The organism is Paenibacillus filicis (assembly GCF_038070315.1).
In the GTDB taxonomy this organism is placed as follows: domain Bacteria; phylum Bacillota; class Bacilli; order Paenibacillales; family NBRC-103111; genus Paenibacillus_G; species Paenibacillus_G filicis.
This window is the reverse complement of the sequence record NZ_JBBPCC010000001.1, coordinates 141,034-156,223: the sequence shown is the minus strand read 5'-3', so window position 1 is coordinate 156,223 and position 15,190 is coordinate 141,034. Positions and strand designations below refer to the sequence as shown.

Here is a 15,190-nt window from a genome sequence, read left to right as displayed (position 1 = left end):
GAAATAGTTGGTCCCATTATAGCACACGCTGGGCTATCGCCATAGTAGGTAAAGCGAGTGCGGTTATGGGCCGAGGATGGCTTCAGACGTTGCCGAAAAACCTTCATTCTATTAAAATAACCATATATGTATAAATATAAAATAAAATGGGAAAGAGGTATTTCTATGAAAAATTTGTTTTCTTTCATTTTGATATTGAGCCTAACGCTTGTTGGCGGCTGGAACGCTCAACCTGCCTACGCGGCCGTGACATTAGACGACTACGGCCAGATGTTCGTAGAAGGTAATCATGACAACGTGGTTGACTTCACCGTCACTTTCACCAAGCAAACGGTACTGTACTCGTCCCCCCAAGAGTCGGGTCGAACCTCTTACTCCTTGGCTCCGCAGACTGTACAAGCGATTTTCATGGATGGGATGTACTTCAAAATCAAGACTTCCTGGCTCGGAGAGATGTGGATACGTCCGGACTGGCCTGTAATTTTCAATTTGAACGTGGAGTCTAAGGAAGTCGTCTTGCCAAGCGAGACGGCGGTGTATGACTATCCCTACAGCAATGTTCTTGGCAGATTGGATCCTCAGACGGTTCAAGCAACGGCTTCTGCCGCGGGCGGATGGCTCCGGGTTGAAACATCTTATGGAAAGGAGACGTGGCTGCATCCTAAAATTTCGGCTCCTTTAAAGACGGTTCCTTCTACGACTCTTCTTGAAGTAGATGGCTATCTGCTGGATGCCTACATGTATCCGAATGACCGGTCCCGACTAATAGGCGAAATCCAAGAAAGTCATCTGCGTCCGTTTGAGAAGACTGCCGAAGGCAATTGGTACCATATTCAAAGTGAGTGGGGCGAAGTATGGGTTCAATTGGGGCCGGAGCGAATAGCTATAGACGACAATCAAGAAGTCGAACTTCCGTTCAATCGGGATATGTATGAACGGGCCGGAGGCGTGAAATGGATGGGGGTTCTTGGTCCGCAAACGGTCAAGGCGAGCAAACGAATTGGGATATGGATCAAGGTGGACACCTGGCTAGGTGAGGTGTGGATAGTGGACCCTATGCATGAGATCCGGATGAAACAGGGTCCGAGTGCCGGGACCGTCTAATCTTCATGAAGAAGGACATTAGAATTCGTGGCGCCGCTGAAGAATACAGTAGTGGGGCATATTACTGTAGCGGATAACCCGCTGAACCTAATCTGCAGGTCCCCATGGGAGGCAGGGTCGCCTGAACCTGCGCCTCTCTGGCCCAAGCCTTGCCTCGAACACAGGCAAGGCTTTTTTAGCGATACCATGTATCATACGACAAACACGTTCCTAGCGGCTTCCGCCTGTTCTTATGGTCTCCGTAGATCCGGTGGTTCCCGGTGATCTGGAGCTAGAAGAAGAGGAGGAGGGCTTCTTCTCAGCGGGATCAATACCGAATTTCTTACTCAGGTTTTTGTAGGTAGAGCCGGTTACGGTAGAACCGATCCCTGAAGAGGCCGTATCCGAAGGCAGACCCAGCTGCGTACGCAGTGAAGCGATAGCAGCGGTCAGATCCTCTTCCTTGATGACGATATAAGGGCTGTCCCAGCGCCCGTCCATGTGAATAAATTCAATATGGTCCGGCTTCAGCTTCTGGAAGGACAAGATGAAATTGCGCAGTGTATCAACGGGAATGTCGGTTTTGACATTGCGTCCTGCGATATCAAGGATACCGCCCCATTGGGTGATACCTCCGAGTGAGGTCAGCTTTCCGAGCAGTTTATCCAACACGATCTGCTGACGCTCGTTGCGGGCGATGTCGGAGGATTCGTCCGTGCCGCGGTTGGACTTGCGATAGCGCAGGAAGTCGAGCGTGTTTTTGCCATCCAGTGTCTGCGGCCCCTTCTTCAGATTGATGTTGGTCCCGTCGTAAGCATCGACATAACGCATATCCATATCAACATTGACTTCCAGGCCCTTCAGCTCATCGACGAGCTCACGGAATCCGTCGAAATCAATCACGGCCATATAATCCAGCGGGACGTTGAACATGCTTCCGAATAGCTCGCGGGTTTTGGACAGCGAGGTTGTTTTGTCCTTATTGTTATAATACGCATAGTAATAGTTGGCTTTCTGGTTGGAGATGCCAAACTCCGTCGGTTTCATTTCGAAATCCCGGGGGATCGAAACAACCGTTGCCGAACGGCGCTCGGGGTTCAGGCTGACCATCATCAGCACGTCCGTATTCATGGACCCGCCACTTCCCTCCCGGCTGTCTACACCGGCCAGCAGGAAGCTCATGGGCTTCAATTGCTTGCTGTCTCCGGTTGTTTCCGGTCTGGATTGGCTGATCGAGTCTTTGGGCAAAGCCATCTGTTCCAGTGCTGTATCTGCTTTATGTAGAAGATATCCGGCATAGCTGAGCGCGCCGGCTCCAATGATAGCCAAGGTGACAAGGGTATTGCGGAGCGTCTTGCGGTTCTTGGGTTTTCTCGGTCGCGACATGGACATTGGCCATCCTCCCGTACAAGTTGTCGAATTCAGTCAAACTGTTAGACGAAAGAGAGTTGAAAAAAGTTTTACGTTTTTAACATTTCTCAGAAAAAGTCCTATAGATCGTCATTACCCGGTTAAGCGGTCAGCTACACAAATTGACAAGGATTGGAATTCGGTGGATAATGAGCTTGTACGATCTCGCGAAAGGGGAAATTGTTCATGTCCTATGAAGTTGCGATTATCGGAGCAGGTCCGGCTGGGGCCAGCGCAGCGTTGTTTACGGCCAAGGCCGGGAAGAAAACGGTGCTGCTGGACAGCGATCACAGTATCACGAAACGTGCATGGATTGAAAATCATTATGGAGTAGCGGAAATTACCGGTCCCGATCTGGTTGAGATCGGCAAGAAGCAGGCCGTGAAGTTCGGGGCGGAGCTGGTTCAGACGAAAGCGGTTACGATCACAGCGTCGGACGAAGGCTTCCGAATCGAGACGGAGAATGGGAGCTTTGAAGCCCGTCACGTGATTCTGGCTACAGGGCTGTCGGTGGATCTGGCTGAGAGCGCAGGCGTTCAGACCAAGCCTGGCACGGAACCGCGGATCAAGACGGTGATCGACACCCAGCATGACGGAAGAACGAATGTCGCGGGCATCTGGGCAGCCGGGACGGTAGCAGGCGTAAGCGTGCATACGATCGTCACTGCAGGGGATGGGGCCAAGGTCGCCATTAACGTTGTCAGCGAGCTGAACGGTGAGCGTTACGTAGACCATGATGTACTGAAAGCATAGAAGAGAAGCGGCCGGAGGGCCGCTTTTTGTTTGTCTTCGTTGGCATTATCCAACCGAATGCTCCACCAGTCTTGCGGCTTTGTCCCGGATCCAATCAAAGTTGCCGGCCGCGATTTCCTTGAGATTGATCAATGAACCACCGACGCCTACCCCGTAACATCCCAGACGCATATAATCCCGGATGTTGTCCTCCTGAACGCCGCCGACAGCCATCATCGGAATATGGCTGAGCGGGCCCATCAGCTCCTTCATATAACCGTAACCGAGACTGGCACCGGGGAAAATCTTTACGGCTGTCGCTCCGGCCTTGTAAGCTTTCACAATCTCCGTCGGCGTCATCGCTCCTGGGAAAACCGGCAGCCCCCGCTTGCACGCATATTCGATCACCGCTTCATCTGTATTCGGGGTAACCAGATAGGAAGCTCCGGCATCGAAGGCCTGCCGCGCATCATCCAGGTCCAGCACGGTTCCCGCTCCGATAAACATTTGGTCGCCGAAGTGCTCACGCAGCCGCTTGATCATAGAGAGAGCTCCCTCCGTGTTCAGCGTGACCTCCATCACCGGAATACCCCCGCGCAGCAAAGCATCCGCTACCTCCGTAATGTGACGTTCCTGTACGCCCCTGACGATCGCCATGATTTTCACGGTTTCCAGCAGCTTCAATCCTTGATCCTTGTTCATGTTCCGCCCCCTGATTGTCTTCATGCTATTCCTATTATACCCGTGCTGCGGGTGGACGAACAGCAGGCTTCGACAAAAAATCCCGCAGGGTTCAAGACCTCCTTTCGGGAGCCTGGTCTTTTTTGCCGAAAAGTGTGTCAAATCGTCTGCCGGTTACTTATACTGTACTATCTCATAGGCATTCGCCCTGGGAGCAAGGAACATGACGGAGGTGGGAGCCTGTGGTGTGGTGGCAGTGGGGAATCGCGATTTGTATGGTTGCTTTCGTGGCGGCTTCGGTCTGTTTTGTCCGCTTTTTGCTCTATACCCATACGTTGTTGAGGCTCGGTGAAACGTCCATCGACCGCTTGCAGAGACAGGCGCTGCGTACGGTCAAAGAATCGGAGAAGATGATCGAGGCCTCCGTGATCCTGATCGATGATCTCCAGCAGAAGCTGGAGGCGCTGGATGCCTGGTTTCAGGCGGCCAATGAAGCCGGCGAGGCCTTGCGGCGAGCCACCCGCTCCGTCGGTGTGATTTCTCAGACCGTGGAGGATACGGTTCAGGAAGCAAGGCGTGCGGTACATACCCGTCAGGATACGGTGAATGACCTGATGGAGTGGACCATCAAAGGCATTACGCTCGCCTCGCGTTTCCAAGCTTCCAGGCAACCCAAAACGAAGGAGTGAGTGAAGCATGTCAAGCGAAAACAAAGGCAAAGAGTTTCTGGTTGGAGCCGTCGTCGGGAGCGTGCTGGGCGCGATTACGGCACTTCTGCTGGCGCCCAAGTCGGGACGTGAGCTGCGTTCGGATATCGCGGAAGGCTATCAGCAGGCAAGCGAGAAAACCCAGCAGGTGGCCAGCGAGGTAACGGAGAAGACGAAGCAGCTCGCCTCGGAGGTTTCATCCAGAACCAGCACAGCTGCCAAATCGATCAGCCGTCAAACCTCCGAATGGGCCGGTAAAGCGAAGGATATCGCCGTGCAAGCCCGTGACGGAGTGAGGTCCTGGCGCAAGGCGCAAGAAGGGGAAGGGGAAGAGCTGGGAAAGGCGCCGGTGGCCGCTACAACTGTGGAATCGGATGCCGATTCCGAGACGTCGCGTTAAAAGATATCAGCAAAAAAGGAAGCCGTGTGCCGGTATCGGCAGCACTTGCTTCCTTTTTTGCTGGAAACTGCGCCCGGGACAGACTGCCCTGTATCAAGCGGCCTGGTAAAGTCACATGCTCCGGGCTTTCATTGCTTTATGCGGAGCTGCTCCTGAACAAACCGCCCCACGTTGGAGATGGCCTGCTGTGCTTCTGGCAGCATGTAGGCCAGCGCTTGAAAGACGCTCCACATGTTGTCCCAAATCTCCAGCGATACGTCGACGCCAGCCGCCTTGGCCCGTTCCGCCAGCCGGAGCGCGTCGCTTAGCAGCACCTCGTGATCGCCTGCCTGTATGAGCAGGGCAGGCAAGCCCTGCAGGTTCATGCTTAGCGGGGATAGCAAGGACGGGAAATCGCCGGACCATCCTGTCATGTAATCCCGGAGTATCCGCTCGCTGGCCGCCAAGCTTCCCGTAGGGTCCAGCTCAGCACGGCTCCGGTAGGATTCCCCGTCCAGATTCACGAGGTCGGTGTGCGGAGATAGGAGAAAGGCACCCGCAGGAAGCAGCTCTCCGGCCTCCTTCAAGGACAACAGGGTCATGAGCGCCAGGCTCGCGCCCACCGAATCTCCGCCCAGCACGATGCGATGCGCCGGGTATCCCTGCTCCCGCAGCCAGCGGTACGCGGTCAGGCAGTCTTCGTGGGCAGCCGGATACGGGTGTTCGGGAGCTAACCGGTATTCGATCGTCAGTACCTGAACGCCGCTCGCCTTGGCCAATCTGGCCGCCATGTCTCTGTAAAAGGCGCATGTCCCGGAAATAAATCCGCCTCCGTGCAGATAAAGCACGACCGCATTCGCCGACTCCGGCACATGTTCTTCATCGCGTACCCATTCACCGATGAAGTGGCCGATAGCTTGGGTCTCAATCCGGATGCCGGGAAGAGCGGGAAATCTCGTTGACGCAGCTTCCATCTCCTCGCGAAGCCGGGCTACGGACTTATCTGCATAAGAGCCGCTTTCCCTAAGATAGCTCTTGATCGCAGCCAGGTGCTCTGCATTTGTTGGTTCCATTTAAATACCTCCTACAGGTTAGAATAATGCCAGTATAAAACCTGTAGGCAGGTACAAGGTCAAGCTACTTGTTCATGTGAAGAATCTGCAGGACGTCGTTCATCTCGTCAGACTTGTCGGCGGCATGCAGATCGGACTTCAGATTGGAGAGGAGCAGCTTGGTCCGTTCGCGCTCTGCGATCTCCCGGTTCAGGCTATCGACTTTCCTGTCGATGACGCTCATGAAATCATTCAGGCTGATCGTTCCGGCTTCGGATTGAACCAGAGCCTTTTTAATTTCCTTCAGCGTAAAGCCGCAGGACTTGGCGTTTTTGATGAAGGTGAGCAGGCGCAAGACGTCCTCGGAGTAGAGACGATAACCCGAATCGGTTCTCTCCGGGGCTGGGATCAGTCCATGTTTTTCATAGTATCTCAACGTCTCCGCATGAATCTGTGCTAGGCTGGCCACCTGACCGCGCAACAAGCCTTCCATCGGGTCACCCTCTCGTCGTCACCATTTGGAAGGATCGATTTTGCTTGGATCGAGGCCTTGCCAAATATTTTTGATCTGGACCTTCTCCGGTTCTTCAAATACAAGCCAAGCGGTAGGCAGATAGCGCTCGCCGTATTCGCTGGAAGGCTTATTTACAATCTTATCATCCACGACCAGTACGCTCGAAGAGCCTCCGTCCAGATTGGCGGCCGTAACGGCTCCATGATCCAGGAAGATCTTCTGGATATCGAATAGCGTGGCCCCGATGCTATGGGCGGGTTGTCGGCCATCGATGATGACGAACATGATCGTGCCGTCCGCCTTCTGGGCCATCGCGGTACGGGGAGCGATCCCCCAGCCGTCGGCCTGGTTCTTGATCATACCGACACCGTTGACGATAAATTTCGGAGCGAATGTGACGGCTTCCTGTACACCCATATTGAGCAGTTCCTTGGGCGTATATTTCCCAGCGACCATACGGCCTTCCTTGTCGATGCCTACAATATGGTTCGGCGTATTCATCGAGCCGTCATTGTAATAGATGGTGCCGCCTGACATGACCAGTCCTGTCGGCTGGAAGCCATTTCCCTTCCATTCCGGATCGACGAAGCCGCCGGCATTCACTCCGGCCTTGGCGCCGAGCCGCTTGACCATGCTGGACACCTTCTCGCCCTTACCGGCCGTACCGGGAACCGCGATGCGCAGCATCTTCGGATCATGGACGGTCAGCAGCTTGCCTTTGAAATTCGTTCCTTGAATATCTTCGACCTCAATAGCCGGTTTCGTTTCTTTCACGACAGTATGCGGCTTGTCATCTACTTTGACCAGATTCTCATTGTCCTTAACTCCAGAGTACACGTCGAACTGAGCCCAGTACCGGTTGACGCGCTTCTCCAGCTCTTCATTGCCGATCAGGTATTGAGCCCAATGCCGATGCTGGGTGGAGATCAGCGTGTCGGCCATCATAAAGCGGAGGTCCGACCCTGGCTTGGTGAGGAAAAACCAGTAGCTGAAGCCCATGCCGAACACAAGCAGGCAGAAGACGGTGTAGAAAAACAACGTTAGCCAAGGCGAAGAACGTCGCTTGGAAGCGGGCTTTTTCTTGGGGCGTGAGACCGCCGGCTTGGCCTGAACGTTCGGGCTGCTTGGCATTCTTGAAGACATGATTCCAATCCTTCCTCATTGTCGATTAAAGTCTTTCATGGTTTCCATAGACATAGGGCTATAACGTATACGAAAAAAAAGAGAAAAAGGTTGCAGCTCGTGCGCCTCTTTCTCTAGGTTTAGGTTAAGTTCAACTGTTTATTGCGGCTGATCAAGTCTTCGAATTCACTTGCAGGCATCGGCTTGCTGAACACGTAGCCTTGAATCTCATCACAGCCTTGCGCAATCAGAAACTGGAGCTGCTCCTGAGTCTCGACGCCTTCGGCCAGCGATTTGATTTTCAGCCGGTGGCTCATCGCGATCAGAGCGGTCACAATGGCGGCATTGTCCTCATCGGAAGTCACATCGCGGATGAATGACTGGTCGATTTTGAGCGTGTGCACGTGGAATCTTTTCAGATAGCTGAGCGAGGAGTAGCCGGTCCCGAAATCATCGATCGAGATGCGCACACCGAGTTCTCTGAGCCTATGCATCGTATCGAGAATATGAGACACATTATTCATCGCTACATTCTCCGTGATCTCGAGACAAAGCGAGCCCGGGGGTAAGCCTGAATCCCGCAGAGCATCCATCACGATCTGCACAAAGTTCATCTGGTGAAACTGGATCGCCGAGATATTGACAGACACGACGAGCGCGGCATAGCCTTTACGCTGCCATTCCCGGTTCTGCTTACAGGCTTGCCGGAGCACCCAATTGCCGATCGGGACGATCAAGCCCGTTTCCTCTGCAAGCGGGATAAACTCACCGGGAGATACCATACCCCAATCGGGGTGATGCCAACGGACCAGCGCTTCCATGCCAAATACCGAGCCGTTCTTCAAGTTAACGATCGGCTGGTAATAGACGGCGAACTCTCCGCGTTCCAGTGCTTTACGCAGATGAATCTCCAGGTTCAACCGGTGCATGGAGCGTTTGTTCATATCCGAATGGTAATAATGAAAGGCATTACCGCCCTTTTCCTTGGACCGGTACATGGCAATGTCTGCGTTCTTCAGCAGTGTCTCGCCTTCGCTGCCATCCTGGGGATACAAGCTGATCCCGATACTGGCCGTGACGAACAGCTCCTGCTCCTCAATAAAAAAGGGCTCCTTCAGTAGATCAGGAATGCCTTCGGCAAACAGGGCGGCCTCCTCGGAGTGAGCCATCTGGGTAAGCAATATAATGAATTCGTCTCCGCCGAAGCGGGCCACGATATCTTTGTCGTCGACGTAGCCTTGCAGTTTCTGGGCTAACCGCTGCAGGAGCTGATCCCCTACATGATGACCCAGCGTGTCGTTAATCACCTTGAACCGGTCGAGATCGAAGAAGATCACGGCCATCATATTGCCGGTTCGTTCAGCTTCGGTGAAGCAGGCTTTCAGCTTCTCATCAAACAAAAGCCGGTTCGGCAAATTAGTCAGAGCATCGTGGTAAGCCATGTGCTGAATCTTTTCTTCGGCGCGCTTGCGCTCATTGACTGCCCGAATCGTCGCATACGACCGGAGCAACTGGTAGTCGTTGGTCTCGCTGATAATACGGGAGAACAGTTCCTCATAAACTTCCGGGTTATGCCCGCTTGCCGAGCTATCGGCGGTATGAATGAGTTGCAGGGCGTTATCGACATGCTCGCGATGAATTCGGGCCGCAGACGCGGTTTTGGGCGATTTGCGTTTACCCGAGCTGAGGTAGAGCAGGCCTTTCTTGGCGTCATACTCCTGCACATGGTTCATATTAACGATATTGGCGCTGTCCAATTGTCGAAATCCGTCCTCGAATAACCATTCTTCCAGGTTGTCAAAAGAGAAGTCCAGGTAAAACTGCTCGTCTTGGGTGTGAATGATAATTTCGCGTTCGCGAATACGATCGATCTTGACCACATCATTGGCATCGACAACGAGAACCTCGGAACCTCTCTTACCGTCGCGAGTAACGGGAATTTTCTGCATACTTTTAGATCAGCTCCATAGGAAAAGATAGGGCTGACAAGCAGAGCTTGCCAGCCTTGGGCGAAATAACGAACATTACTTTTTGAGAAGTTCTGCTGGTGTTTCTGGGCGGTGGCCGAAAATTGAGTTAGTTCCAACAAATAGTGTCGCTACAGCCACGAGTAGTGCATTTGCAATAATAGCCAATCGTGTTTTCATGGTGTGACCTTCCTTTCTAATTTGTCTAAGATGAAGTAGGCTGGTTTTGTAGTTAAAACCGCTTGAAAAAAGAAAATAGCGGCTAATACCGAGGATTGGAAGTAAAAGTTGCTTAGCACGATTAAACAAGAAATAACTTTAAGCAGCGGATAGTAAGCCTTCGGTATTCTACTGATGCCTTCTATACCATTTGGAGCTGTTATTAAAACCATAAAAAAAGCCCCAATAGTTAACCACAATCCGGAGAAATGGTAGTTAAAATGAACATGACTGGAAAGAATAATTACAAATGTAGAGAATATACAACAGCCTAGTGAAGAGTTTAAATGCAACCCACCGCTAAAATACCTTAGAATTAAAAAGCCAAGAATTGATATAGTAGTTTCTAGGAAATGACCAGTAATCAAAGAAAAAAATATAGAAAACACAACAGAAGAAAGTACATTAATAGATAAACTAAGAGCGTAAAATAAAACTTTTTCAGATTCGGCATTTGGATTGTGTGTTCTTATTAAGCGAGCTAAGTATGTAGCCGAGCGATCTATAACATTTTGTCTTTTGTTCATTTTTTTCTCTCAAGTCTTTCCCTTCGATCTTTCCAAAGCTTCTTATTATGTTTGTAGGAAAGAAAAATAGCAATAATTAATATTATGCTTATTATCAACGGAATCATAAGATTAAAACTTGAGTCGTTGTTGACGGAGTATGTGACAAATTGAAACAACATAACTGAAATAACTAAAATTGCTGATAAGTAAAAATTATACCCTTTTAGCGAATCTTGCATAGTAAAGTGAAAACCAATTTTTCGTTGTTGCAAGAAAGCTGTTAAAAGCAAAAGCAACACTGCAGTTGGGAGTTGAACATAATAATAATGATTCATGATGTAGCTTAGTGAAGCGATATCAAAGTATGTCTCTACAAAAAGAACGAGCGTTTCTATAGTGCCGGAAGTCAAAACACCAATAACGACAACCAAAAAGGAAAAAAGCAGTGGGAGTCTAAACAGTAAAATCATAAGAACCAATTGTACTGTAATAGTTGGAATCAAAGCAAAATCACTTTGAATTTGGCGAATATAAATATATACTACTGACATTACAATTGAGGTAAACAAGATTTTATGAAGGGAATACTTAATAGGCAACCTGAATGCTGAAAGAGCTAACAAAATAACAGCTACGTATTCGATAAAAAAGAATGGAAGCTCATTCCAAGAACTCATGGTTTGTAGTTCTCCTTCTGATTAAGAAAATAATACTAAAAAATACATGGATTGGACATAGATACATAGTCATACGCGTAAAGATTATGTGATATTATTTGCTTTCTCTGGGTTTAAAGTATAGTTACATAAGTTCATTTTAATTTAAGTTTAATACACAAAGATTAGGTGCACAAGTAGAAATTTGTCGAATGATTTTAGCTAGCTCTTTCTGTAAAGCTAATTGCGGAGAGTCATTGCTATTAAACCAAGTATATTTATCACAATATGGGTAATAATTGGTGCGGCTATCGAGCCTGACTTTTTGTAAATTACACAAAGTATGAGTCCTACAGCCAAGAAGGAAATAAATCGAGACAAGGTGAAGTGATAAGCCGCATAGATGGACGAAGAAATTAGTGCATTTAACCAGAAAGGTGGATAACTAGATAGTTTTAGAAGTATCTTTCTGAAGACGATTTCTTCCAAGATAGCCCCAGTAACAATATAAACAGGCATAATAACATAGTGAAAGCTTGTTTTTTCTGCAGATGTGCTTTCCAGTCCAAAGATTATTGTAAAAAATGCTTGTACAAGTATGCAGTATGTTATACCTCTGCCAACCCACACATAGAGCGCACCACTTTTTAAAAGATTAAAATCATAGGCTAGCCATTCTTTTTTTAGAAGCCAAATAATTGACGCGGTTCCTAGCAACGGGATTAGAGTGAGTGAAACCTTGTTATCAAGCGAGACTCCAGGGATTCCTCCTATAAAAAAAATAATCAGAATCCACATCTCTTGTTTTTTTAAATTAATTCCATGTTTAATCTGCATCTGATGCCTCATGTTCTTTATTGAAATAGTAAGCTTTTCTTCAATCTAGTACTTATTTTATAAGAGGTTTCATTCAAAATAAATAGTCTTACTAAAGAAATTATTAGAATGTGTAAAAAAAATTGACTTACGCCATAAGTAACAATCGGAAAATCATTTTTTTCCTAGTCCCCTAGTTCCCTCTGATACGAAAGAAACAGCACAATAGCCCAACATGATGTAAATGAAACAGCGACAGGAACCAGTAAATGATTAGAAAAATACAAACTAATATTAAATAGGGCGAGGAGGAAAAAAAGTCCAAAAGTCAATATGAAACAAGTGCGTGAAAATTTATTTTGTTTAACTGAATTACCACAGAGGGAGCAACGAAGTAAAGCCCAAACGTACTTTGTGGAGAATCAGATATACGATATAGTTGTGTAAAGCCATGAGAAATGTTGAAATCATTAGATCATTCCTCTAATCTTCTAATTCCTTCCGATAGGAAAGAAATAGAATGATAAGCCAGCATACCGTATGCACAATTAAAATTATGATCAATAGCTTACTGGTAAAGTAGACGGAAATATTGATCATAGCTAGCAAAAACGATATGCCTAAGGCTAGTACGAACCAAGTCCTAGGATACCTTGTCTTATGGTTAGCCAAAGAAGGCGAAATAAAGGTAAAGCCTAGTCGCAGCCTATGTAGCAGAGCATACAAGCCCATATGTTGCAAACCTATAAGAATACCTACCATGGCTATGTCATTTTGCAAGTAGTACAGCATTTGTTCCAAACGGAAGCCCGCCGCCACACTATTGTACAAAATTTCAGAAAAGCCACCGCTAGCATAAACACTCTGACCAATCAGGATTGCATGAAATGGGCGGAACTTGAATATCAGCCAGAAGCATAAGGAAGCAGATATAGGAAGAACTATCCCGAACAAATAAACTAGTTCAAAATATTGCCCCATTACCGATACGATGCTTAGAAGCATAACAGATAGAAGTAGTTGCTTTTTATAAGCGGATACCCTCGCTCTACTTAAAGCTAGTCCAAAAGAAAACAATCCAGACCATAACACCGGATAATACAGGATGTATTCTATAATTGTCATCCAACATCTCTCCAAATTCTCTGCTAATCTTCCATTTCCCTGAGATAAGATAAAAATAACAAAACGGACCAAATCAATACGCATAAGATCAATGCTGGAACGAGCAGAGGCTTGTATTGATACAAGGCGTAAGTCATGAAGAAATGAAGCAAAACAAATCCGGTTGCCAGATACCTCCAAGCACCTGAATATTTCCTTTGGGCAGAGGTTAAGAATGGGGACGGGGCTTTAAAGGTGAAGCTGAGTCTCAGCTTATGTAAAAGGAAATAAAGGGCTGTATGATAAAAAATCAAAATTAGGGCCGTGGTTGAGGAGTCAGTCAGTTGGATGGCAATAGCCTGCTCCAGATGGAACCCAGTTATCATCCAGTTGATGAGCACCTCCGATATGCCCCCGCTGGCAAAAGCACTTAAAACAACTAGAAGCGCAGGAAAGGGCCGGAATTTGAAGATGAGCCAGTAGCAAAGGGTTAAGGCTACCGGTTGTAAAATTCCAAACCAATGGGCCTGCTGATAATACTGTACGACAACAGCCATCACCGTCAGGGGTATGATGGAGAAGAGCAACTGCTCCTTGAAATCCGAGGCTCGCAGTCTGCAGAGAGCGCAGTTTATGCAGCAAGGCATACAATCCCATATGATGAAGCCCCATAAGGACGCAGACATAAGCCAGATCGTTTTGTTGATAGAAGAGTGCCTGTTCAAAGTGAAACCCAGCCGCCAGGCTGTTGTACAAGAGCTCAGATATGCCTCCGCTGGTAAAAAGACTCAGGGCGACGAGAAATGCGTGAAATAGGCGTAATTTGAAAATCAACCAAAAGCACAAAGTAAAAGAGATGGGCACCAAGATACCGAGTAAGTAGGCTAATTTGTAATATTGTACAGTAACGGATACGATCCACAGAAAGGTGCCGGACAGAAGGACTGGTCTCATATAGCAGTTACCCTCATCCTAAATAAGGCACATCCAAAGGCCAACAGTCCGCCCCATAAGATGGGATACACCATAACATAATCCATGAGAGTCACGGTTCCTTACTCCTGTCCGTCTGTGTAATTAATATTTCATTTCCTCCCGATAGGATTGAGCGAGAACTATAATCCAGCAACGAGAAAAGAAAAGAAATTTGTAGGCGACCACCGAGTGTTAAAATAAAGAGAGAAGTTGAACAAGGCGAGAAAATAACGAATCCAAAGATTCCGATCAGCCAGGTTCGAGTATATGCTGCACCGTGACCGACAAGATAGTTAGAAGGATGACTGAGAGAAGCATTTTCCTTTTATAGGAGGATATTCGCATGCGGCTCAAGGCCAGCCCAAAGGAAAAAAGTCCGACCCACATCACAGGATAGTAAAGAGTGTAATCGGTAAGCGTCATCAAACATGCTCCTGTTTATCAACTAATCTTCCATCTCCCTGCGATAGCTCATATACAAGATGATAGCCCAAGTCGCGATGCATAGAAGCGACGACGGAATGAGCAGCCGGCTGGAGTTATAGACGCTCATGACGAGGATGGAGTGGAAGAAGATAAGCGCTACCCCCAGGTAGATCCAAATACGACTATACTTCCCTTGCTTGGAAGGGCAAGTGGGAGACGGCGCTGGAAAGGTAAAGCCGATTCTCAGCTTATGCAGCAAGAAATAAAGCCCTACGTGATAGAAAAGAATGAGCACGAAGGAGGGCATAGGATTGCTGAGCTGAATGTCCTTGGCGAGTTCCAATTGAAATCCGGCTATCATCCAATTGATAACCAACTCGGATATACTCATGCTTGCAAAGGTACTCAAGGCGATCAGAAAAGCATGGACAAAACGAAACTTGAAAATAAGCCAGTAGCACAAAGGTATGGTTAACGGTTGAAGGATGCCTAGCCATAGGGTCTTCTGATAATGCTGTCCGACGGCAGCTAACAAGGTAAGCAGGACAATGGATAATAGCCACTGCGCTATAAAATCGGTCACTCTTAGTCTGCATAAGGCCAGTCCTACGGCTAAAAGAGCTGCCCACATCAAGGGATACGTCAGGAGATAGAAGGTTATACTCACATTGCAGATCCTTTCTTCATGTTGTATATAACTCTATTGATGGGGATAACGCCAGGAAGATGTGTGATTTTTTTAAATAACACATGTTAGAGTGTAATGGAATTTCACCATTTTGCCAATATTTAGATTCAAAAGCTCAATTTGGAGTTCACAGGCTCCAATTGGGATTCT

Annotated in this window: 17 protein-coding genes; 4 read left to right on the top strand and 13 right to left on the bottom strand. The window is 48.1% G+C overall.

Features of this window, described 5'->3' with window-relative positions; all coding sequences use genetic code 11:
- The first annotated feature begins 165 nt into the window (after nucleotides 1-165).
- The gene (locus tag WMW72_RS00750; RefSeq protein WP_341413494.1) at nucleotides 166-1,104 is read left to right on the top strand and encodes a hypothetical protein; all 939 of its coding nucleotides are present in this window, start codon (nucleotides 166-168) and stop codon (nucleotides 1,102-1,104) included.
- A 210-nt stretch (nucleotides 1,105-1,314) separates the two neighbouring features.
- On the opposite strand, the gene WMW72_RS00745 is transcribed toward WMW72_RS00750, so the two are convergent.
- Nucleotides 1,315-2,475 carry an LCP family protein gene (locus WMW72_RS00745; RefSeq protein WP_341413493.1) on the bottom strand — a complete coding sequence of 387 codons (1,161 nt, stop codon included), beginning with the start codon at nucleotides 2,473-2,475 and terminating at the stop codon, nucleotides 1,315-1,317.
- A gap of 204 nt (nucleotides 2,476-2,679) precedes the next feature.
- On the opposite strand from WMW72_RS00745, the gene WMW72_RS00740 reads away from it, so the two are divergent.
- Nucleotides 2,680-3,246, top strand: a complete 567-nt coding sequence (locus WMW72_RS00740; protein WP_341413492.1) for an FAD-dependent oxidoreductase — start codon at nucleotides 2,680-2,682, stop codon at nucleotides 3,244-3,246.
- 45 nt (nucleotides 3,247-3,291) lie between these two features.
- Here WMW72_RS00740 and WMW72_RS00735 read toward each other — a convergent pair whose 3' ends face one another.
- The gene (locus tag WMW72_RS00735; protein ID WP_341413491.1) at nucleotides 3,292-3,927 is read right to left on the bottom strand and encodes a bifunctional 4-hydroxy-2-oxoglutarate aldolase/2-dehydro-3-deoxy-phosphogluconate aldolase; all 636 of its coding nucleotides are present in this window, start codon (nucleotides 3,925-3,927) and stop codon (nucleotides 3,292-3,294) included.
- A gap of 221 nt (nucleotides 3,928-4,148) precedes the next feature.
- Here WMW72_RS00735 and WMW72_RS00730 point away from each other — a divergent pair, with 221 nt between their 5' ends.
- Nucleotides 4,149-4,595 carry a DUF948 domain-containing protein gene (locus tag WMW72_RS00730; RefSeq protein WP_341413490.1) on the top strand — a complete coding sequence of 149 codons (447 nt, stop codon included), beginning with the start codon at nucleotides 4,149-4,151 and terminating at the stop codon, nucleotides 4,593-4,595.
- A 7-nt stretch (nucleotides 4,596-4,602) separates the two neighbouring features.
- Nucleotides 4,603-5,013, top strand: coding sequence for a YtxH domain-containing protein (locus tag WMW72_RS00725; protein ID WP_341413489.1), 411 nt, complete (start codon nucleotides 4,603-4,605; stop codon nucleotides 5,011-5,013).
- Between the two features lie 128 nt (nucleotides 5,014-5,141).
- Here the strand turns inward: WMW72_RS00725 and WMW72_RS00720 are convergent, their stop codons facing one another.
- The 11 genes from WMW72_RS00720 to WMW72_RS00670 all read right to left on the bottom strand — a co-directional run bounded on the left by WMW72_RS00720 (nucleotide 5,142) and on the right by WMW72_RS00670 (nucleotide 14,743).
- Nucleotides 5,142-6,065 (bottom strand): alpha/beta hydrolase, encoded by a 924-nt coding sequence (locus WMW72_RS00720; protein ID WP_341413488.1) that lies wholly within the window; start codon nucleotides 6,063-6,065, stop codon nucleotides 5,142-5,144.
- A 64-nt stretch (nucleotides 6,066-6,129) separates the two neighbouring features.
- Nucleotides 6,130-6,537, bottom strand: a complete 408-nt coding sequence (locus tag WMW72_RS00715) for a MerR family transcriptional regulator (RefSeq protein WP_341413487.1) — start codon at nucleotides 6,535-6,537, stop codon at nucleotides 6,130-6,132.
- An 18-nt stretch (nucleotides 6,538-6,555) separates the two neighbouring features.
- A complete protein-coding gene (locus tag WMW72_RS00710; protein WP_423227506.1) occupies nucleotides 6,556-7,689 on the bottom strand; it encodes a phosphodiester glycosidase family protein in 1,134 nt (377 codons plus the stop codon).
- Between the two features lie 131 nt (nucleotides 7,690-7,820).
- Nucleotides 7,821-9,629, bottom strand: coding sequence for a putative bifunctional diguanylate cyclase/phosphodiesterase (locus WMW72_RS00705; protein WP_341413485.1), 1,809 nt, complete (start codon nucleotides 9,627-9,629; stop codon nucleotides 7,821-7,823).
- Between the two features lie 75 nt (nucleotides 9,630-9,704).
- The gene (locus tag WMW72_RS00700; protein WP_341413484.1) at nucleotides 9,705-9,827 is read right to left on the bottom strand and encodes an AgrD family cyclic lactone autoinducer peptide; all 123 of its coding nucleotides are present in this window, start codon (nucleotides 9,825-9,827) and stop codon (nucleotides 9,705-9,707) included.
- Nucleotides 9,824-10,393, bottom strand: a complete 570-nt coding sequence (locus WMW72_RS00695; RefSeq protein WP_341413483.1) for an accessory gene regulator B family protein — start codon at nucleotides 10,391-10,393, stop codon at nucleotides 9,824-9,826. Before WMW72_RS00695 ends, WMW72_RS00700 begins: the two co-directional genes overlap by 4 nt.
- A complete protein-coding gene (locus WMW72_RS00690) occupies nucleotides 10,390-11,052 on the bottom strand; it encodes a hypothetical protein (RefSeq protein WP_341413482.1) in 663 nt (220 codons plus the stop codon). Before WMW72_RS00690 ends, WMW72_RS00695 begins: the two co-directional genes overlap by 4 nt.
- Before the next feature lie 219 nt (nucleotides 11,053-11,271).
- A complete protein-coding gene (locus WMW72_RS00685; protein WP_341413481.1) occupies nucleotides 11,272-11,868 on the bottom strand; it encodes a CPBP family intramembrane glutamic endopeptidase in 597 nt (198 codons plus the stop codon).
- Nucleotides 11,869-12,330: 462 nt separating this feature from the next.
- Nucleotides 12,331-12,972, bottom strand: a complete 642-nt coding sequence (locus WMW72_RS00680) for a hypothetical protein (protein WP_341413480.1) — start codon at nucleotides 12,970-12,972, stop codon at nucleotides 12,331-12,333.
- Nucleotides 12,973-12,995: 23 nt separating this feature from the next.
- Nucleotides 12,996-13,508 carry a hypothetical protein gene (locus WMW72_RS00675; protein WP_341413479.1) on the bottom strand — a complete coding sequence of 171 codons (513 nt, stop codon included), beginning with the start codon at nucleotides 13,506-13,508 and terminating at the stop codon, nucleotides 12,996-12,998.
- Between the two features lie 863 nt (nucleotides 13,509-14,371).
- Nucleotides 14,372-14,743 carry a hypothetical protein gene (locus tag WMW72_RS00670; RefSeq protein WP_341413478.1) on the bottom strand — a complete coding sequence of 124 codons (372 nt, stop codon included), beginning with the start codon at nucleotides 14,741-14,743 and terminating at the stop codon, nucleotides 14,372-14,374.
- Nucleotides 14,744-15,190 lie beyond the last annotated feature (447 nt).